The following is a 19,893-nucleotide window of genomic DNA, read 5'->3' on the forward strand; positions in this document are numbered from 1 at the left end:
GTCAGCCCTTGAAGCCGGGACCGCGCCTGCGCAGGTAGCGCTCGAACTCGGCGGCCAGGGCGTCGCCGTCCACCTTCGACAGGGCCTCGTTCATGTCCACCTCGGCGTCGCCGCGCTGCTCGAGGGAGGCCACATACTCGGCGATCTCCTCGTCCTCGGTGGTCATCTCGGTGACGGCCTGCTCCCACTCCTCGGCCTGCGCCGGCAGGTCGGCCAGCGGCACCTCGATATCGAGCACGTCTTCGACCCGCCGCAGCAGCGCGACGGTGGCCTTCGGATTGGGCGGCTGCGACACGTAGTGCGGAACCGCGGCCCAGAACGTCACCGCGGGGATGCCGGCGGCGACGCAGGCGTCCTGGAACACCCCGGCGATGCCCGTCGGCCCCTCGTAGCGGGTCTCTTCCAGGCCGAAGAACTTCGCCGAGTCGGGGGAGTAGGCCGCGCCCGACACCGGGACGGGCCGGGTGTGGGGCGTGTCGGCCAGCAGGGCCCCGAGGATGACGACGGTGTCGGCGTTCAGCTTGTCGGCGATCGCGAGCAACTCGGCGCAGAATGTGCGCCACCGCATGTTGGGCTCCACCCCGTGCATGAGCACGATGTCGCGGTCCGAGCCCGGCGGACGGCAGTGCGATATCCGCATCGACGGCCACACCAGTTCCCGCGTCACACCGTCCACCTGCCGGATCACCGGCCGATTTACCTGGTAGTCGTAGTAGGCCTCGTCGTCGATCTCGATGATCGTCTCGGCCTCCCAGATGGCGTCGAGGTGTTCGAGAGCGTCGCTGGCGGCATCGCCGGCATCGTTCCAGCCTTCGAAGGCCGCGACGATGATGGTGTTCTGCAGTTCGGGCAGATCCGGGCCTTTCGCGCCGCTGAAGTTCGACGGGGTCACGAGTTCAGCGTAAGGCCTGCTCGCCCGCGATGAGCCCTGTCGGACCGACTGCGCTGGTGTGGTGTCGGGCGCAAACGATCGGGGCTATGGCACCGGCCTGCCGGACGCCCCGCGCCGATGACTCCCATCGGGGCGAAATACCTTCGCCTGCAATCTGGTTAACGTTGACGAATGCCACGTTCCCGGCGACATCGGCGGGTCGTCCCCGTCGATGAGGTAGGTGTCCGGACGTCGGTCAGGTGACGACGTAGACTTTTCACCGTCGAGAGGCGTTGCAACGGTTGTCCGGTTCCTGCCGGTATCCGCCACGCTCGGCAGAAGCAAGGACGCCTTCCGCTACGGAAGGACGGACGTGAGCACCCCCGTGAACTCCATGAAACCCAACATCCGCCCCGACTGCACCGACGAGCTGACGGCAACCCTGCGCCAGCGGATCATGGTGATCGACGGGGCGATGGGCACGGCGATCCAGCGCGACCGCCCGGACGAGGCCGGCTACCGGGGCGAGCGGTTCAAGGACTGGCCCAGCGATCTGGTGGGTAACAACGACCTGCTCAACCTCACCCAACCGCACATCATCTCCGGCATCCACCGCGAGTACCTCGAAGCGGGCGCGGACATCCTGGAGACCAACACGTTCAACGCGAACGCGGTCTCGTTGTCCGACTACGGCATGGCGGAGTTGAGCTACGAACTGAACTATGCCGGCGCCGCCTTGGCCCGTCAGGCCGCCGACGAGTTCAGCACCGCGGACCGGCCCCGCTACGTCGCCGGCGCGCTGGGGCCCACGACGCGGACCGCGTCGATCTCGCCGGACGTCAACGACCCGGGAGCCCGTAACGTCTCCTACGATCAGCTGGTTGCCGCCTACCTGGAATCCGCCAACGGTCTGGTGGACGGGGGCGCCGACCTCATCATCGTCGAGACGATCTTCGACTCGCTGAACGCCAAGGCAGCGGTGTTCGCCCTCGAGACGCTGTTCGAGGACCGTGGGCGGCGCTGGCCGGTGATCATCTCGGGCACCATCACCGATGCCTCCGGCCGGACGTTGTCCGGTCAGGTCACCGAAGCATTCTGGAACGCCATCAGGCACGCGAAACCGATTGCGGTAGGCCTCAACTGCGCCCTCGGCGCCCCGGAGATGCGACCGTATATCGCCGAGATGGCGCGGATCGCGGACACCTTCGTGTCCTGCTACCCGAACGCCGGCCTGCCCAACGCCTTCGGCGAGTACGACGAGTCCCCGGTGTGCCAGGCCGGCTACATCGCCGAGTTCGCCGAGGCCGGCCTGGTCAATCTGGTCGGTGGTTGCTGTGGAACCGGACCGGAGCACATCGCCGAGATCGCGAAGTCCGTCGAGGGCACGCCGCCGCGCGAGGTGCCGCGGATTCCGGTGGCCACCCGGCTATCGGGGCTGGAGCCGCTCAACATCACCGACGACTCGCTGTTCGTGAACATCGGTGAGCGCACGAACATCACCGGCTCCGCCCGGTTCCGCAACCTGATCAAGGCCGGAGACTACGACACCGCACTGTCGGTCGCCCTGCAGCAGGTGGAGGTCGGTGCGCAGGTCATCGACATCAACATGGACGAGGGCATGATCGACGGCGTCGCCGCGATGGACCGGTTCACCAAGCTGATCGCGTCCGAGCCGGACATCAGCCGCGTCCCGGTGATGATCGACTCCTCCAAATGGGAGGTCATCGAGGCGGGCCTGAAGAACGTGCAGGGCAAGCCGATCGTCAACTCGATCTCCTTGAAGGAGGGCGAGGAGAAGTTCATCCGCGAGGCACGGCTGTGCCGCAAATACGGTGCCGCCGTGGTCGTGATGGCGTTCGACGAGCAGGGGCAGGCCGACAACCTGGAGCGACGCAAACAGATCTGCGGGCGCGCCTACCGGATCCTGACCGAAGAGGTCGGGTTCCCCGCCGAGGACATCATCTTCGACCCGAACTGCTTCGCGCTGGCGACCGGGATCGAGGAGCACGCAACCTACGGCATCGACTTCATCGAGGCGTGTGCCTGGATCAAGGAGAACCTTCCCGGTGTGCACATCTCCGGCGGTATCTCGAACGTGTCGTTCTCCTTCCGGGGCAACAACCCGGTCCGCGAGGCGATCCATTCGGTGTTCCTGTTCCACGCCATCAAGGCCGGCCTGGACATGGGCATCGTCAACGCCGGCGCGCTGGTGCCCTACGACTCGATCGACCCCGAGCTGCGCGACCGCATCGAGGACGTCGTCCTGAACCGCCGCGAGGATGCGGCCGAACGGCTCCTGGAAATCGCCGAGCGGTTCAACCGGAAGGACGAGGCCGAGGACGCGGCGGCAGCCGAATGGCGCAGCCTGCCGGTGCGCGAGCGGATCACACACGCCCTGGTCAAGGGCATCGACGCCGATGTTGACGCCGACACCGAGGAATTGCGGGCCGAGATCGCCGACGCCGGTGGCCGCCCGATCGAGGTGATCGAGGGCCCGCTGATGGACGGCATGAACGTCGTCGGTGACCTGTTCGGCTCGGGCAAGATGTTCCTGCCCCAGGTGGTGAAGTCGGCCCGGGTGATGAAGAAGGCCGTCGCCTACTTGTTGCCCTTCATCGAGGCCGAGAAGGAAGAGAACGGTTCCGCTGGCTCGAAGGACACCAACGGCACGATCATCATGGCCACCGTCAAGGGTGACGTCCACGACATCGGCAAGAACATCGTCGGGGTCGTCCTGCAGTGCAACAACTTCGAAGTGATCGACCTCGGGGTGATGGTGCCGGCGAGCAAGATCCTGGACGCGGCCAAGGAGCACAACGCCGACATCATCGGCCTGTCCGGCCTGATCACCCCGTCGCTGGACGAGATGGTCAACTTCGCCGTCGAGATGGAACGCGAGGGGCTGGACATCCCGCTGCTGATCGGCGGCGCGACCACCTCGCGCGCTCACACGGCGGTGAAGGTGGCGCCGCGCCGCAGCGGTCCGGTCGTCTGGGTCAAGGACGCGTCCCGTTCGGTGCCGGTCGCTGCCGCGCTCCTGGACGACAAGCAACGTCCAAGTCTGCTGGAGGCCACGGAGAAGGATTACGCAGCACTGCGTGAACGGCACGCCCAGAAGAGCGAGCGACCGATGCTGACGTTGGAGAAGGCCCGCGCGAACCGGACGCCGATCGAGTGGGACGGCTACACGCCGCCGGTGCCCGAGATCGGTGCGGGAGTACGAGAATTTCTGGACTACGACCTCGCCGAGCTGCGCGAGTACATCGACTGGCAGCCGTTCTTCAACGCCTGGGAGATGAAGGGTCGCTTCCCCGACATCCTCAACAACCCGGCCTCGGGCGAGGCTGCCCGCAAGCTGTACGACGACGCCCAGGAAATGCTCGACACCCTGATCAAGGAGAAGTGGCTGACCGCCAACGGGGTGATCGGGTTCTTCCCCGCCAACGCCGTCGGTGACGACATCGAGGTGTACACCGACGACACCCGTACCGAGGTGCTGACCACCCTGCACAACCTGCGCCAGCAGGGCGAGCACCGGGACGGCATCCCGCACCGGTCACTGGGCGACTACGTCGCGCCCAAGGAAACCGGTCTGGCCGACTACATCGGCGCCTTCGCCGTCACCGCGGGGCTCGGCGGCGCCGAGAAGATCGCGGAGTTCAAGGCGGCCCACGACGACTACAGCGCAATCCTGCTGGAGTCGATCGCCGATCGGCTGGCCGAGGCTTTCGCCGAACGGATGCACCAACGGGTCCGCGAGGAATTCTGGGGTTACCAGCCCGACGAGAATTTGGACAACGACGCGCTGATCGGCGAGAAGTACGTGGGAATCCGTCCCGCCCCCGGCTACCCGGCCTGCCCGGAGCACACCGAGAAGGTGACGCTCTGGTCGTTGATGGACGTCAAGGCGCGGACCGGCATCGAGCTGACCGAGTCGATGGCGATGTGGCCCGGTGCCGCCGTCAGCGGCTGGTACTTCTCGCATCCGCAGTCGCAGTACTTCGTGGTCGGCCGGTTGGCCCAGGACCAGGTCGCCGACTACGCGAAGCGCAAGGGCTGGACGTTGGCCGAAGCCGAGCGCTGGCTCGGCCCCAATCTCGGCTACAACCCGGAGGACTAGGTCCTGAGCCCCCGGTTACGTTCACCCCGCCCTGAAGTAGAGCTTGCCCCGGTACTGGAGCAGCAGGGCGACGGTCGCGGTCCAGCCGGTCTGGTGACTGGCCCCCAGCCCCCTGCCGGTATCCCCGTCGAAGTACTCGTGGAACGGCACCAGGTCACGCCAGTGCGGGTCGGTCTGGAAATACTCGTTGTCGCCGAACACCGCTCGCCGACCGCGCTCGTCGCGGACCAGGAGACCGGTGAGTTGCCGGGCCAGTCGGTCGGCCACCACCTGTAGTGACACCAGATCGGCCGAGCCCGCGGGATCAGGAACGCGGTAGGTGTCGCCGAGGAACCGGGCGTAGGAATTGAGCGCTTGAACCAGCAGAAAGTTGGTCGGCAGCCAGACCGGCCCGCGCCAGTTGGAGTTTCCGCCGAACATCCGGCTGCGTGATTCGGCCGGCTGGTAGTCGACGACATAGTCGGCGCCGTCGACGTGATAGCTGTACGGGTGGTCCCGGTGGTATCGCGACAGTGAGCGAATTCCGTTGGGGGAGAGGAACTGTTCGGGGTCCAGTAATCGGCGCAAGATCGGCGTGAGTCGATCCTGGTGGACGACGCCGATCATGAGGTGGCTACCGTCGCCGCCCGTCATCAACAACTGGACATCGTCGTCGGTGTGCTCGTAGGTCCGCGCCAGTATGTCGAGGCAGTCCCGCAGGGTCGATACCACCTCGGTCGCGCTGTTGGGAATGGCGATCGCGGCGAACAGCGGAACGATCGCCTGAATGGAGAACACTTCCAGCGATCTGCTTGTGCCGTCTGGCATCTCGATGACGTCGTGATAGAAGTTCGTGTCGTCGTTCCAGAAGCTGACCTGATAGGTGCCCTTCTCCAGCGAGTTGGCGACCAGCCACGCATCCCACACCCAGCGGCTGAACATGTCGGTGTAGCTCGGATCCTGATGGGACAGTTCAATCGCCATCTCCAGCAGATGGAATGTCAGTGCCGCCATCCATGCGGTGCCGTCGACTTCGGCGAGTTGACCACCGGTCGGAAGCGGCTCGTCGCGGTCGAACACCCCGATGTTGTCCATGCCGAGGAACCCGCCCCCGAACACACCCCGGTTGGTGTCGTCCTTCTGATTGAGCCACCACATGGCATTGAGGGTGGCCGATCGGTACGCGCTGGCCAGGAAGTCCCAGTCCCCGACGCCGCTGCGGAGTTGGTCGAGTTGGTAGATCTGCCAGGACGCCCAGGCATGGACGGGTGGGTTGGTGTCTCCGAACTTCCATTCGTAGGCCGGGATCTGGCCGTGCGGGTGCTGCGCGGTGGAATCGTGCAGCACAAGTATCTGCGCCTTGGCGAACTCGGGATCGATGAGCGCCATGGCGACGCAGTGGAAGGCCAGGTCCCAGGCGGCGAACCAGGGGTACTCCCACGCGTCGGGCATCAGGATGACGTCGGTGACGGCGAAGTGTTGCCAGTCCTTGTTGCGGCCGGCCCAGCGTTCGCGTGGCGGCGTCGGTTGTCCGGGATCGCCCTTGAGCCAGCGCCGAACCGGGTAGTTGTAGAACTGTTTGCACCACAGCAGTCCCGCCAACGCCTGGCGTTGCACGAGCCGCTCGTCGTCGCTCAGTTCTGCCGCCGCGACGGAAAGGTAGAACTCGTCGGACTCACGTTTGCGTTGTGCGAGAACCACATCGGCATGGTCGGGTGGATGGGTGGCATCGGTCGTGGAGAAATGCACGGTGACGGTGAATGTTTCGCCGGATTGCACGGTCGTCGACACGTCGGCCGCGACCTTGCTGCCCTCGTTCGTGTCGACGGCGTCCGATATCCCGTTGACGACGTAGTCGTTGATGCCGTTCTTGGTGGTGGCTGATGTGTTGGCCGAGGAGAACAACTGGCGATTGTCGGTCTCGTTCTCACAGAACACCAAGTGCGGGGTGTCGTCGCGGGAGGTGGTGACCGTGAACCACCGCCGGCCGAGCTTCGGGTGCCAGGTGCATGCTGCACCGTCACCGCAGGCGGTGATCCTTCCCCGAGGTTGGTCCGGTTCCCAGGACCAGGTGTTGCGATACCAGAGTTGGGGAAGGACGTGGACCGGTGCGGCGTCGGGCCCTCGGTTGGTCACCGTGATCCGGCAATAGACGTCCTCGGGGCCATCCTTCGCGTAGGCCACTTCGACGTCGAAATAGCGTTGTTGGAGCCATTGTTGGCGCAAAGCGTCGAACAATTCGTATTCGTCGTCGTCGGAACCGCGTTGCAAATTGGTGTGCAGCAGATCCGCATACGGGAACGCGGCGTGCGGGTACTTGTAGACCATGGACGCATAGGCGTGGGAGGGCAGGTTATCGGTGTAGAACCAATAGTCCTTGACGTCCTCGCCGTGGTTGCCTTCCTCGTTGGCCACCCCGTAGGGCCGCTCCTTGAGGATGGGGTCGTGTCCGTTCCACAGTGCGACGCCCAGGCAGATGGTCTGCTCGTCGTCACACCAGCCAGCCAGGCCGTCCTCGCTCCACCGGTAGGCCCTCCTGTGGGCGTGGTCGAACGGGAGGTACGCCCAGGCGTCGCCGTCGGTGCTGTAGTCCTCCCGGACGGTGCCCCAGGCGCGCTCGCTCAGGTAGGTTCCCCAGCGGCGCCACGGCGAGAGTCCGGCGTTGGCCTCGTCGAGGCGTTTCTGCTCGGCTGTGCTCACTGGTGCGCTGGCAACCAGGGCTGGCGCCAGGCCGGGAATCCGGCGACCAGGGTGTCGGTACCCGACGGTCCCCACGAGCCCGGCTGGTAGACCTCGACCGGCGGCGGAGATTCCAGCAGCGGCTGCACGATCCGCCAGGTCTCCTCGACGGCGTCCTCCCTGATGAACTGGCTGGAGTCGCCGTGCATGGCATCGAAGAGCAGCCGCTCGTAGGGCTCGGGCGCCTCGGTCATCTCCTCGGCGAACACCAAGGACAGGTTCACGGCACGGGTGGCGTCGGCGCCGCTGTCCTTGGCCTGCAACACCAGATCGACACCGGGATTGGGATCGATCCGGAAGATGAGCTCGTTGGGCTCTTTCACCTTCGGTAGGAACGGCAGCGGCGGCGGTCGCTTGAAGATCACCCGAATCTCGGTGGCCCGCAACGGGAGAGCTTTGCCTGCTCGGATGAAGAAGGGCACACCCGACCAGCGCCAGTTGTCGATGTGCAACTTCAACGCCGCGAAGGTCTCGGTCGCAGAACCCGGCGCGACACCGTCGACGTCGAGGTAGCCGGCGTACTGGCCACGCACGTAGTGGCTGGGGTCGGCGGGGCGGATGCACTTGAACAGCTCGGCCCGCTTGTCCCGGAACCCGTCCGGTCCGCCGCTGGAGGGTTCGGAGGCGATCAGTCCGATCAATTGCAGTAGATGATTCTGCACGACGTCGCGCAACGCGCCGACCGGGTCGTAGAAGTGGCCGCGATCCGCCACGCCGAAGTTCTCGGCCATCGTGATCTGCACGGCTTCGATCCGGTCACGATTCCACAGCGGCTCGATGATGGAGTTGGAGAACCGGATGTAGCGGATATCCATCGCCGGTTCCTTGCCCAGGAAGTGGTCGATGCGGTAGATCTGCCACTCCTGCAGGTGGGCACTCAACTGGTCGTTGAGCGCCTTGGCCGAAGAAAGGTCATGCCCGAACGGCTTCTCCACCACGACCCTGGCGTTTCCGGTGAGGCCGGCACCGGCCAGGCCGTCGACCACCCGTCCGAACAGAGACGGCGGAATCTCCAGATAGAAAACCGGATTCGCGCTTCCGCTGATGGCTGCGGCCACCTTGTCGTAGGTAGCCGCGTCGGCGAAGTCACCGGACACCATCGACAGCCGATCCGCGAATCGGGCGAAGATGTCGTCATCCACGGGTTCGCCGGTTGCCGCGATAGCCTCCCGCGCATGCTTGCGCAGCTCGGCGGCGGACCAGTCGTCGAACGCCACGCCGACGACCGGGCAGCCGAGCAGGCCGCGCCGCTCCAGGCGGTACAGCGACCGGAAGGTCATCTTCTTTGCCAGGTCTCCGGTGATGCCGAAGACCACGAGTACGTCGGCGGGACCGGGGTTCTGCGCGCTCGAGGGCGTCACTTCTTCTCCGCGTGACCGCCGAACTCGCTGCGCATCGCCGAGAGTATCTGGTCGGTGAACTCTCCGAGCTGACGGGATTGGAAGCGCTCGTAGAGCGCGGTGGTGATCACCGAGGCGGGGATGCCTTCATCCACAGCGGCGAGCACCGTCCACCGTCCTTCGCCGGAATCGGATACCCGCCCGGAGAATTGGTCGAGATCAGGCGAGGCGGCGAACGCGTCGGCGATCAGGTCCACCAGCCAGGATCCCACCACCGAGCCGCGGCGCCAGACCTCGGCGACCTCGCCGACATTGATGTCGTACTGGTAGGCCCACGGGTCGCGCAGGGGGGTGGTCTCGGCGTCGATCACTCGATCCACCTTGCCGGCATTCGCGTGCTTGATGATGCTCAGCCCCTCCGCGATCGCCGCCATCATCCCGTACTCGACACCGTTGTGGACCATCTTCACGAAGTGCCCGGCGCCGTTGGGTCCGCAGTGCAGATAGCCCTCGGGTGCGGTACCGGTCGCGTCCGCCGGCCGGCTGGGGGTGGGTTCGGCCGTCCCGATCCCCGGTGCGATGGTCTTGAAGATCGGATCGAGGCGGGTCACCACGTCGGTCTCCCCGCCGATCATCAGACAGTAGCCGCGGTCCAGCCCCCACACGCCGCCACTGGTACCGCAATCGACGTAATGCAGGCCACTCTTGGCGAGCGTCTGTGCCCGGGTGATGTCGTCGCGATAGTACGAGTTCCCGCCGTCGATCACGGCGTCCCCGGGCGCCAGCAGCGGGACGAGGGCATCGAGGGTCGAATCGACGATCGCGGCCGGCAGCATCAGCCAGATGGCCCGGGGCGCGTCGAGTTTGCCGACCAGATCCTCGAGGGTGGCGGCGCCGGTTGCGCCTTCGGCCGCCAGTTCGCTCACGGCGGCCGCGTTCACGTCGTAGACGACGCATCTGTGTCCGTCTCGCATCAAGCGTCGAACGAGGTTCGCCCCCATCCGTCCCAGCCCGATCATGCCCAGCTGCATCGGTGCCGCACTGACCACGGTGTCTCCCTCGCGTTGTGTGTTGACGATTTCGGCGGTTTCTGACGGTCGGTACCCCTGATCGATACCTTAGTGCAGCAAATTCGCTCGGATTCGAGGTCAGGGCATGTTGGGTGGCACAATCGTGGGCGTGCGCGCGGTCTTGTGGGATATGGACGGCACACTCGTCGACTCCGAAAAGCTGTGGGACGTTGCGATCAACGAGTTGTACGCACGACACGGCCGGGTGCTGACGCCCGAGGTCCGCGAGGCCACGGTGGGTGGTTCGGCCGAGGGCGTGATCCGCATCGTGTTCGACGATCTGGGTCTGGACCCCGACCCGGGCCGGATGGTCGAGGTCGCCGACTGGATGCACGACTACGTCGGTGAATTGTTCACGACCGGGCTGCCGTGGTGTCCTGGCGCGCGGGAGCTGCTCGACGCGCTGTCGGGCTCGGGAGTTCCGATGGCACTGGTGACCAACACCCGCAGGAAGCTGACCGAGAACGCACTGAACAGCATTGGCAGGGAATACTTTTCGGTTACCGTCTGCGCCGACGAAGTGATGGAGGGTAAACCCGCCCCCGACGTGTATCTGCGGGCGGCCGAACTGCTGGGCGTGGTCGCGGGCGAGTGCCTGGCCATCGAGGACTCCGTCACCGGGGCGGCCGCGGCCGAGGATGCCGGATGCCCGGTGTTGGTGGTGCCCAACGACGTGGATGTACCCGCCAGCCCCCGCCGGCGCCACGTTTCGTCGCTGACCGGGCTGGGCATCCCGCAGTTGCGACAGATCTACGCGGACCTGCGCCTCGGGCTCGGCGAACGCTCGGCCTGAACTGCTGGCCGATATCGCCGTGCCGCGGCTGCGTCTGTGCAATCGTAGTTGCCACCAGGTTTCGCAGCGCTGCGGAGAGGACGTCTCATGGCCGGCCAGGGACCACCCAGTGACACACCGTCGGCCTTCGAGGACGACAACTACTCATCCGGCGGCACGGCCGTCCGAATCGCCTCCGTAGCAGCACTCGGCGGCCTGCTCTTCGGCTACGACAGCGCGGTCATCAACGGTGCGGTGGCCTCCATCCAGAGTCACTTCGGGATCAACAACGCCTCACTCGGATTCGCTGTCGCCTCGGCGTTGCTGGGTGCGGCCGCCGGCGCCATGACCGCGGGCCGGATGGCCGACCGGCTGGGCCGCATCGCCGTCATGAAGATCGCCGCGGTGCTGTTCCTCATCAGCGCCATCGGGACCGGCTTCGCCACCAGTGTGTGGGTGATCGTGGTGTTCCGGATCGTCGGTGGTATCGGCGTCGGTGTGGCCTCGGTGATCGCGCCGGCCTACATCGCCGAGACATCCCCGCCGCGCATCCGGGGCCGGCTCGGCTCGCTGCAACAGCTGGCCATCGTGTCCGGCATCTTCCTGTCGCTGGCGGTCGACTACGCGCTGGCGCACATCGCCGGTGGCGCCACCGAGGAGCTGTGGCTGGGCATGGAGGCCTGGCGATGGATGTTCCTGGCGATGGCGCTTCCCGCGATCCTGTACGGCGTGCTGGCGTTCACCATTCCGGAGTCTCCGCGGTACCTCGTTGCCACCCATCGCATTCCAGAAGCCCGCAAGGTGTTGACGATGCTGCTGGGGGAGAAGAACCTCGAGATCACCATCAGCCGCATCCAGACCACACTCGATCGTGAGGACAAGCCGTCGTGGCGGGACCTGCGAAAGCCCGCCGGCGGACTGTACGGCATCGTGTGGGTGGGTCTCGGCCTGTCGATCTTCCAGCAGTTCGTCGGGATCAACGTGATCTTCTACTACTCCAACGTGTTGTGGGAGGCGGTCGGATTCGACGAGAGCTCGTCGTTCGTGATCACGGTCATCACGTCGATCGTCAACATCCTGACCACCCTGATCGCCATCGCGCTGATCGACAAGATCGGCCGCAAGCCGCTGCTGCTGATCGGATCGAGTGGCATGGCGATCACACTGGCCACCATGGCTGTCATTTTCGGCACCGCGACGCAGGTGGACGGCTCGCCGCAGCTCGGGGACGTGACGGGGCCGATCGCACTGATCGCCGCCAACCTGTTCGTGGTGGCGTTCGGTATGTCGTGGGGCCCGGTGGTGTGGGTGCTGCTCGGCGAGATGTTCCCCAACCGCATCCGGGCGGCCGCGCTCGGCCTGGCCGCGGCCGGGCAGTGGGCCGCCAACTGGCTGATCACCGTGACCTTCCCGGCGCTGCGCGATGTCCTGGGCATGGCGTACGGCTTCTACGCGCTGTGCGCCATCCTGTCGGGGTTGTTCGTGTGGAAGTGGGTCATGGAGACCAAGGGTGTCGCGCTGGAAGACATGCACGCCGAGTTGCTGCATGAGGACAAGCCCGTCACGCACTGAGGAGCCCGGGTCGATCCCGCTGGTTGCGGCCGGCGTTCGCTTCGGGTCCGGCGACGGGTGCCACGGCAGCGATCACAGTACGGTGTCGGATATAGCCATTCACCATGTGTTCGGCCGCGTGTTCGCGTTAACTAACTTCCCATCGACAGACCGGTTGACGCGTGCGGTAAATCCACCTGTGAGCGGCACCGGCGCAGGGCGGGGCTAGGCGGGGGCAGGCGTTTTGGGCGACAGGATCCGAGTGTCGCGCGAAGCCGCAGCGATCGCGGCTCCGGTCGCGGTGGTCGTGGTCCTGGCGGTGGTTCTGGTTGCTGGGCGTGGCGCGGCCTGGATGACGGTGGTCGACGACATCCTGTTCGTCGGCCTTGCGACGTACGCCGGGTGGTGTTCGGTCGTAGCGGCCAGAGCGGCCAGAGCGGCCGACGGTCGGATTCGGCGGGCATGGGCCACGCTGGCCGTCGCAATGTTTGCCTGGGCCATCGGCGACGCGATCTGGCTGATCTATGACCTGCGGATGACATCACCGCCGTCGCCGTCGCCCGCGGATGTCTTCTATCTGACGTTCACCGCCGCGGCAATTGCAGCGATGGCTCAATTCGTCACGGCTCCTTCGCGGGCGGCCCGCGTCAAATTGGTGCTCGACGCATTGTCGGTGGCCTTTTGCCTGCTGCTCCTCGGCTGGATCCTGGTTCTGCATCGAGTGTTCGATACTTACCGCGACGGCCGGGTCGAGATGAGCGTGGCGCTGATCAGCCCGGTGGGCGATCTGGTGATTCTGACGCTCGCCGTCGTCGCGATGGTTCGAGCACAGGGGCGGCAACTGTTCGCACTGATCGTTCTCACCGTCGCCGCCGCGCTCACCACGATCGGGGACAGCGCGTATGTGTATCTGGTGGTCGAGGGAAGCTACGACACCGGAAATCTCCTCGACATCGTGTGGGCGGCCGGACTGGCGGCCTTCGCCGCCGCCGCGGTGCTGGGCCGTCGGCCATCGGCGCTCCGAAATACCGGGCCGTCGGTCCCATCGGGATCTTCGCTGTGGTTGCCGTACGTTCCGCTTCTGCTCGCCGGGACGATCGGCCCTGCGTTTGTGATGTCGGGGTTCGAGCAATTCCTGGTTCCCATCATCGTCACCGTTGTCTGCGCGCGGCAGGTGATGGCCGCCGTGGAGAATCGGCAATTCCTCGCCGAGGCCGCCAACGAAGCGCTCCGAGACCCGCTGACCGGGCTGGCCAACCGGACACTGTTTCGTGATCGCCTCGAGCACGCGATGATGGTGCGGTCCCGGGACGGGCGGCCGGTCAGCGTGTTATCGATCGACCTCGACGATTTCAAACTGGTCAACGACAGCCTCGGCCACCCCGTCGCGGACCGGCTGTTGGTCGACACGGGCAAACGGTTGGTCGAATGCCTGCGTGCCGGCGACACCGTCGCCCGCGTGGGCGGGGACGAATTCGCAGTGTTGCTCGAAGGCGGCACCGATGATCACCACCAAGTCGCCCAACGCATCATCGACGCGTTTGCGAGGCCGTTTCTGGTGGGCGGTCAGGAGATCATCCTTCGCCCGAGCATCGGGCTGGCCGAGGCGCCCGACGACGAAGAGGGGTTGTCGGCACTGACACTGGCCGAGCGGGCCGATATCGCGATGTACGCCGCCAAGCGTTCGCGGTCGGCCGAAGTCCGGACCTTCAACGCGGAGTTGGCGTTGGCAAGTCCGCACGTCGCGGACCTCGTCGCCGGATCACGACGGTCTGCCGAAGACGGGGCGGCCCAGGTGCGACTGCTCGGCGAGTTGCGGCACGCCGTCGACGCGGGCCGGCTGGATGTGGTCTACCAGCCCGAGGTCGATCTGGTAACCGGGAAAGTCATCGGGGTCGAGGCGCTGCTCCGATGGCCACATCCGCGGCTTGGGACGCTGCATCCGGAGACGTTCCTGGCATTGGTACGCCAGCACGGTCTGATGTTGCCGGTGACTGATCTGGTGTTGTCGAAGGTGCTTGACGACGCGTTGAGGTGGTCGGCGCAGGGACTGGACATGCCGGTGGCGATCAACTTGTTCGCTCCGCTCTTGCGGGATACCGATCTACCGGACCGCCTGTGCCGTGGCATGGACGCGCGTGGCTTGTCGCACGGCCTGCTCACGGTCGAGATCACCGAAGACGTGGTGCTGACGGAATTCGATACCGTCACGACGGTGCTGCGAGAACTGCGCTCCCGGGGCATCCGGGTCGCGATCGACGATTTCGGCAGCGGCTACTCGGCGCTGTCCTATCTGCGTGACCTCGCGGTTGACGAAGTGAAACTGGACCGCCACTTCATCGCGTCCGTCACGTCGGACAGGCGGGCGGCCGCCGTCGTCGATGCGGTGATCAGTCTGACCCACAAACTGGGGGTTCTCGTGGTCGCCGAAGGTGTCGAGGACGTCGAAACCGCACGGTGGCTGGTGGACCACCGGTGTGACCGGGGACAGGGGTACTACTTCGGCAGGCCGGTCGAGTCGGCGCGGATGCGCGCGCTGGTCTCCCAGATCGACGCGCAGAGCGTCCCCGGCTGACACGTGCGTCGGGCACCGATCAGGGAACGTCGGTGTACTGCCAGCTCGCTCCGGAATCAGAGAATGTGAAGCCCTGTGACGTCTGCTCGCTCAGGCAGGAGATGCCGACCTCCTGCTGAGCGTTGCAACGGAATCCGGCTGCCGCGAGGATCTTGTTGTACGGCAACGTCTTCGTCGTCCCCGATGGTGGCTTGAATTGGGCGGTGGGCACCGCGGCAAATCGAGCTTCGCCGAGGGTGTGCACCACGATCGAGTTCGGGGCGGCGCTGGCCCCGGTGTCGTCGGTCACGCTCGGCGGCGCACCCTTGATGCCGATGCGCCCGGTCCCGCTGCTCGACTGGCAGCCGGCCCAGGAACGGGGCACGATCACGCAGCGCCAGCTGCCGCTCGGACTGGTGAAGTAGTAGCCGGCGTGGATGTCGTCGGTCCTGGTGTAGTAGTCGAACGCGTTGACCAGTTTGTCATTGCTAGGACGCGTAGATGGTGCTGTGGTAGCAGGTGGAGCCGTTTGCTGATTGGTGTCATCGGTGGTGATGATCGGGTTCGAACACGCCGTCAGTGCCGCCGCGGCGGCACCCACGGCGATCATCGCCCGGGATCCTCGCACAGGACGCCAGCCTAGTCGCTGGTCCTGGGTCGAGGAGAAACCGCCGTGACGGCGCATCGACCCGCATGGAACAATCGCACGCCGTGAAGACCTTCGAGGAGCTGTTCGCCGAACTCGGGGAGCGTGCGCGCACCCGGCCCCCGGGCAGCGCCACCGTCGCCGCGTTGGATGCCGGCGTGCACGCGCTGGGCAAGAAGATCCTCGAAGAGGCCGGCGAGGTCTGGCTGGCCGCCGAGCACGAACCGGACGAGGCTTTGGCCGAGGAGATCAGCCAGCTGCTGTACTGGACCCAGGTGCTGATGGTCGCCCGTGGGCTCAGTCTCGATGACATCTACTCCAAGCTCTAGGTGGCTGACATGTTGCGCGTCGCCGTCCCCAACAAGGGAGCGCTGTCCGAACCCGCCGCCGAGATCCTGTCGGAGGCCGGCTACCGACGGCGCACCGACCCGAAGGATCTCACCGTCATCGACCCGGCCAACGGGGTCGAGTTCTTCTTCCTGCGCCCCAAGGATATCGCGATCTACGTAGGATCCGGCCAGCTCGACTTCGGCATCACCGGCCGGGACCTGGCCGCCGAATCCGACGCTCCGGTGGACGAACGGCTCGCCCTGGGCTTCGGATCCTCCAGCTTCCGCTATGCCGCGCCGGCCGGGCGGGACTGGACCATCGCGGATCTGGCCGGCAAGCGGATCGCCACCGCATACCCGCACCTCGTTCGGAAAGACTTGGCGAGCAGGGGGATCGAGGCGACGGTCATTCGGCTCGACGGTGCGGTCGAGATCTCGGTTCAGCTCGGTGTCGCCGACGCGATCGCTGACGTGGTCGGTTCCGGGCGAACGCTGCGGCTGCACGATCTGGTGGCTTTCGGTGACTCGCTGTGTGATTCGGAAGCGGTGCTGATCGAGCGGGCCGGTAACGGTGACGATCCCAACCGGGCTGCGCGCGATCAGCTGGCGGCGCGCGTGCAGGGTGTGGTGTTCGGCCAGCAGTACTTGATGCTCGACTACGACTGCCCGCGTTCGTTGCTCGAGCGCGCGACCGAGATCACTCCCGGCCTGGAGTCGCCGACCATCGCGCCGCTGGCCGACCCGGACTGGGTGGCGGTGCGCGCACTGGTGCCGCGCCGCACCGTCAACACGATCATGGACGAACTCGCCGCCATCGGGGCCAAGGCAATTCTGGCGTCCGATATCAGGTTCTGCCGCTTCTGAGGTTAGGCAGGCCTTCAACCCCGCGGCGTGTTAGCGTCCCGTTGTCGTGTCCGCCGGCCGAGAGGTTCGTCATGACGCAAGTCCTTGTCCTGCTGCTGGCCTTGCTGATCGGCGTCGTGGCGGGTCTGCGGGCGCTGACCGTTCCGGCCGTGGTGGCCTGGGGTGCGGCCCTCGGCTGGATCAACGTCGACGGAAAGTGGTCCGAGTGGGTCGCGCACCCGGTCACGGTCACCATCCTGACGATCCTGCTGCTGGTCGAACTCGTCACCGACCAGTTGCCGAAGACTCCGAGCCGCAAGACACCCATGCAGTTCAGCGCCCGACTGCTGACGGGTGCCTTCGCCGGTGCCGTCATCGGCAGCGCGTCCTTTCACACGTTCAGCGCGCTGGGCACCGGCATCATCGGCGCGGTGCTCGGTACCCTCGGCGGCTACGAGGCCCGGCGCCGGCTGGTTGCCGTCAACGGCGGACGGGACCTTCCGATCGCGCTGCTCGAAGATGCCGTGGCGGTCGGCGGCGGGTTCCTGGTCGTCTATCTGGTCAGCCTGGTCTGACGCCGGCATGGCGGACCCGGCGGGCAGGAGCGGAGCGACACGGGGAATGACCAAGTTCGACGCGATCATCGTCGGCGCCGGGCAGGCCGGTCCGTCGTTGGCGGGCCGGCTCACGGCGGCGGGCCAGACCGTTGCGGTGGTCGAACGCAAATTCGTCGGCGGGACATGCGTCAACTCCGGCTGCATCCCCACCAAGACTCTGGTGGCCAGCGCGCACACCGCCCACACCGCACGCCGGGGAGCCGACTACGGTGTGTCCACCGGCGAGGTGTCCGTCGACATGGCAAAGGTCAAGGCGCGCAAGGACGGGATCGTGCTAGGTGATCGCAGCGGCGTCGAGTCGTGGCTGGAATCGATGGCCGGCTGCACCCTGATCCGCGGTCACGCCCGTTTCACCGACCCACACACCCTCACGGTCGGCGACCGGGTCTTGCACGCCGACCGGATCTTCCTCAATGTCGGTGGCCGGGCGGTGGCGCCCGACCTGCCGGGGCTGTCCGAGATCGACTACCTGACCAATGTCGGCATCCTCGAGCTGGACACGCTGCCCGAGCACTTGGTCGTCATCGGGGGCAGCTATATCGGGCTGGAATTCGCCCAGATGTACCGCCGGTTCGGCGCGCGGGTCACCGTGCTCCAGCGGGGTCCGCGACTGACCCCCCGGGAAGACGAAGACGTCTCGGCGGCGATCGAAGACATTCTCACCGCCGAGGGCATCACCGTCGTCACCGGAGCCGACAGTCTGCATTTCAGCAAGCGGGACAACGGGTTCGACGTCACCCCCGTCGACGGTGCGGCGCCGATCGCCGGCTCGCACCTGCTGGTGGCGGTAGGGCGCCGGCCCAACACCGACGATCTCGGCCTTGAGCTGGCCGGTGTCGAGGTCGACGGCCGCGGTTACATCGTCGTCGATGACCAGTTGCGCACCAGCGCCGAGCACATCTGGGCGATGGGGGACTGCAACGGCAAGGGCGCGTTCACCCACACCTCGTACAACGACTACGAGATCGTGGCGGCCAATCTGCTCGATGACGACCCGCGCCGGGTCAGCGACCGGGTGCCCACCTATGCGCTGTACATCGACCCTCCGCTCGGCCGGGCCGGGATGACCGTCGCCCAGGTCCGCGCCTCGGGGCGGCGGGCCCTGGTCGGGAAGCGGCCGATGACCCGGGTGGGCCGGGCGGTGGAAAAGGGTGAGACACAAGGCTTCATGCAGATCGTGGTCGACGCCGACACCGAGGAGATTCTCGGAGCGGCCATCCTCGGGGTCGGCGGCGACGAGGTCATCCATTCGATCCTCGACATCATGTCGGCCAAGAAACCCTATACCGCGATATCGCGCACCATGCACATCCATCCGACGGTCAGCGAGCTGGTGCCGACCATGCTGCAGGAGATGACCCCGCTCACCTAGAGGTGGCCAAGGCCCGCCCGGCGAGCAGTTGCCCGGCGACCGTGGCGACTCGTTGCCCGAGGTGTTCACAGGTGCGCAGGTCCGCGTCGTGCACCGCCGAAGCGTCGGCATCGACTTCGGTGGAAGCGCCTGCGCCCAGCCAGAACCCGAGCCGGTTGAGCTCGAATTCGCTTGCGCCGCTGGTATTCCACCCGGGAGGCAGGCCGAGGTTGACCCAGTGCATGTGACGTTGGGCCGCGAATACGGTGAGCGCGCTGAGTGTCTGCAACTTGTCACCGGCCTTGGAACCGGAGTTGGTGAACCCGGCGGCGACTTTGTCGCGCCAGGTTCCTTCCAAGCAGCGCCTGCCGGTGCGTTCGGCGAAGCTCTGGAAGCCCGCCGACACGTTGCCCATGTAGGTCGGGCAGCTGAAGATGATCGCGTCAGCGGCGTCGAGCTCGGCCCAGTCCTGCTCGTCCACGGTGTCGACCGCGATCAGGCTCACCTTGGCGCCCGGCGCCGGGTCGGTGATCGCGGCCCACACCCGTTCGGCCAGTCGACGACGGACGTCGTGGACGGACTAGGTGTGATGTCCAGGGAGGTTGGTCAGTCGGGTGACCGGTGGCTGGCCTCCGAGGGCGGAGTGGGCTCGGTGATGATTGTAAAAGTGCAACCAGCCTGGGTAGTCAGTACACCAGTCATGACCTGGCCAAAGCCTGTTCCGATCACGGCCTGCGCCGCTCTATGGGCGCCACCGGCATATGCTGGGACAACGCCGGGTCCGAATCGCTGTGGTCGACGGTCAAGCACGAGTACTACAAACGGCACGCCTTCACGTCGTATGCGAATCTTACTGCAGGACTTGACAATTACCTTCGCTACTACAACCATGACAGGCGGCACAGCTCACTGGGAATGATCTCGCCCATCGACTTCGAGATCGCTTCACGGATCAATCAGCAATCAAGCTAACCGTGTCCACTTTTTCGGGGGAACCCCAGCAGACGATCTGGACCTGGCATCGACGGATGAGCGCTGATGGCACCTGGGATCTGGTGTTGGCGCGGTTGCTGGCGGCCGCAGATGAAGCCGGGGTCATCGACTGGGCCGT

Annotated in this window: 15 protein-coding genes and 1 pseudogene; 9 read left to right on the plus strand and 7 right to left on the minus strand. The window is 66.1% G+C overall.

What is annotated here, in order from left to right:
* Window position 1: 1 nt before the first annotated feature.
* Complete coding sequence (locus ORI27_RS29950; protein ID WP_266000786.1) at window positions 2–892, minus strand: PAC2 family protein; 891 nt, start codon at window positions 890–892, stop codon at window positions 2–4.
* A 373-nt stretch (window positions 893–1,265) separates the two neighbouring features.
* On the opposite strand from ORI27_RS29950, the gene metH reads away from it, so the two are divergent.
* Window positions 1,266–4,991 (plus strand): methionine synthase, encoded by a 3,726-nt coding sequence (gene metH / locus ORI27_RS29955; RefSeq protein WP_266000805.1) that lies wholly within the window; start codon window positions 1,266–1,268, stop codon window positions 4,989–4,991.
* A gap of 21 nt (window positions 4,992–5,012) precedes the next feature.
* Here the strand turns inward: metH and ORI27_RS29960 are convergent, their stop codons facing one another.
* Genes ORI27_RS29960 through gnd form a run of 3 tightly spaced genes read right to left on the minus strand, consistent with a single transcriptional unit; the run spans window position 5,013 to window position 10,080 of the window.
* Window positions 5,013–7,670, minus strand: a complete 2,658-nt coding sequence (locus ORI27_RS29960; RefSeq protein WP_266000785.1) for an MGH1-like glycoside hydrolase domain-containing protein — start codon at window positions 7,668–7,670, stop codon at window positions 5,013–5,015.
* On the minus strand, window positions 7,667–9,070 hold the full coding sequence (gene zwf, locus ORI27_RS29965) for a glucose-6-phosphate dehydrogenase (RefSeq protein ID WP_266000784.1): 1,404 nt from the start codon (window positions 9,068–9,070) through the stop codon (window positions 7,667–7,669). Before zwf ends, ORI27_RS29960 begins: the two co-directional genes overlap by 4 nt.
* Window positions 9,067–10,080, minus strand: coding sequence for a phosphogluconate dehydrogenase (NAD(+)-dependent, decarboxylating) (gene gnd / locus ORI27_RS29970; RefSeq protein ID WP_266000804.1), 1,014 nt, complete (start codon window positions 10,078–10,080; stop codon window positions 9,067–9,069). The genes zwf and gnd overlap by 4 nt, the downstream gene beginning before the upstream one ends.
* 148 nt (window positions 10,081–10,228) lie before the next feature.
* Between gnd and ORI27_RS29975 the strand changes: the two genes are divergently transcribed.
* The 3 genes from ORI27_RS29975 (at window position 10,229) to ORI27_RS29985 (ending at window position 15,017) form a co-directional block, all read left to right on the plus strand.
* The gene (locus ORI27_RS29975) at window positions 10,229–10,912 is read left to right on the plus strand and encodes an HAD family hydrolase (protein ID WP_266000803.1); all 684 of its coding nucleotides are present in this window, start codon (window positions 10,229–10,231) and stop codon (window positions 10,910–10,912) included.
* Window positions 10,913–10,999: 87 nt separating this feature from the next.
* Entirely contained in the window at window positions 11,000–12,463 is a 1,464-nt protein-coding gene (locus ORI27_RS29980; protein ID WP_266000783.1) for a sugar porter family MFS transporter, read from the plus strand.
* Between the two features lie 241 nt (window positions 12,464–12,704).
* On the plus strand, window positions 12,705–15,017 hold the full coding sequence (locus ORI27_RS29985) for a putative bifunctional diguanylate cyclase/phosphodiesterase (RefSeq protein WP_266000782.1): 2,313 nt from the start codon (window positions 12,705–12,707) through the stop codon (window positions 15,015–15,017).
* Window positions 15,018–15,036: 19 nt separating this feature from the next.
* Here ORI27_RS29985 and ORI27_RS29990 read toward each other — a convergent pair whose 3' ends face one another.
* The gene (locus ORI27_RS29990; RefSeq protein WP_266000781.1) at window positions 15,037–15,606 is read right to left on the minus strand and encodes a hypothetical protein; all 570 of its coding nucleotides are present in this window, start codon (window positions 15,604–15,606) and stop codon (window positions 15,037–15,039) included.
* An 83-nt stretch (window positions 15,607–15,689) separates the two neighbouring features.
* On the opposite strand from ORI27_RS29990, the gene ORI27_RS29995 reads away from it, so the two are divergent.
* The 4 genes from ORI27_RS29995 to ORI27_RS30010 all read left to right on the plus strand — a co-directional run bounded on the left by ORI27_RS29995 (window position 15,690) and on the right by ORI27_RS30010 (window position 18,803).
* The gene (locus ORI27_RS29995) at window positions 15,690–15,971 is read left to right on the plus strand and encodes a phosphoribosyl-ATP diphosphatase (protein ID WP_266000780.1); all 282 of its coding nucleotides are present in this window, start codon (window positions 15,690–15,692) and stop codon (window positions 15,969–15,971) included.
* Window positions 15,972–15,980: 9 nt separating this feature from the next.
* Window positions 15,981–16,835, plus strand: coding sequence for an ATP phosphoribosyltransferase (hisG, locus tag ORI27_RS30000; protein ID WP_266000779.1), 855 nt, complete (start codon window positions 15,981–15,983; stop codon window positions 16,833–16,835).
* Window positions 16,836–16,906: 71 nt separating this feature from the next.
* Window positions 16,907–17,389 carry a DUF4126 family protein gene (locus tag ORI27_RS30005; RefSeq protein WP_266000778.1) on the plus strand — a complete coding sequence of 161 codons (483 nt, stop codon included), beginning with the start codon at window positions 16,907–16,909 and terminating at the stop codon, window positions 17,387–17,389.
* Window positions 17,390–17,435: 46 nt separating this feature from the next.
* Window positions 17,436–18,803: an FAD-containing oxidoreductase gene (locus tag ORI27_RS30010; protein ID WP_266000777.1), complete on the plus strand. Its 1,368-nt coding sequence runs from the start codon at window positions 17,436–17,438 to the stop codon at window positions 18,801–18,803.
* Here the strand turns inward: ORI27_RS30010 and ORI27_RS30015 are convergent.
* Together ORI27_RS30015 and ORI27_RS30020 are read right to left on the minus strand one after the other, a co-directional pair.
* On the minus strand, window positions 18,796–19,338 hold the full coding sequence (locus ORI27_RS30015; RefSeq protein ID WP_266000802.1) for a flavodoxin family protein: 543 nt from the start codon (window positions 19,336–19,338) through the stop codon (window positions 18,796–18,798). The two genes, ORI27_RS30010 and ORI27_RS30015, sit on opposite strands and share 8 nt — an antisense overlap.
* A 24-nt stretch (window positions 19,339–19,362) precedes the next feature.
* Window positions 19,363–19,464 (minus strand): annotated as a pseudogene (locus ORI27_RS30020) (IS481 family transposase); the annotation flags it as partial.
* A 50-nt stretch (window positions 19,465–19,514) separates the two neighbouring features.
* Here ORI27_RS30020 and ORI27_RS33245 point away from each other — a divergent pair.
* Window positions 19,515–19,754: an integrase core domain-containing protein gene (locus ORI27_RS33245; RefSeq protein WP_410174331.1), complete on the plus strand. Its 240-nt coding sequence runs from the start codon at window positions 19,515–19,517 to the stop codon at window positions 19,752–19,754.
* Window positions 19,755–19,893: the final 139 nt, after the last annotated feature.

The sequence above is a fragment of the Mycobacterium pinniadriaticum genome (assembly GCF_026242045.1).
GTDB classification, from domain to species: Bacteria; Actinomycetota; Actinomycetes; order Mycobacteriales; family Mycobacteriaceae; genus Mycobacterium; species Mycobacterium pinniadriaticum.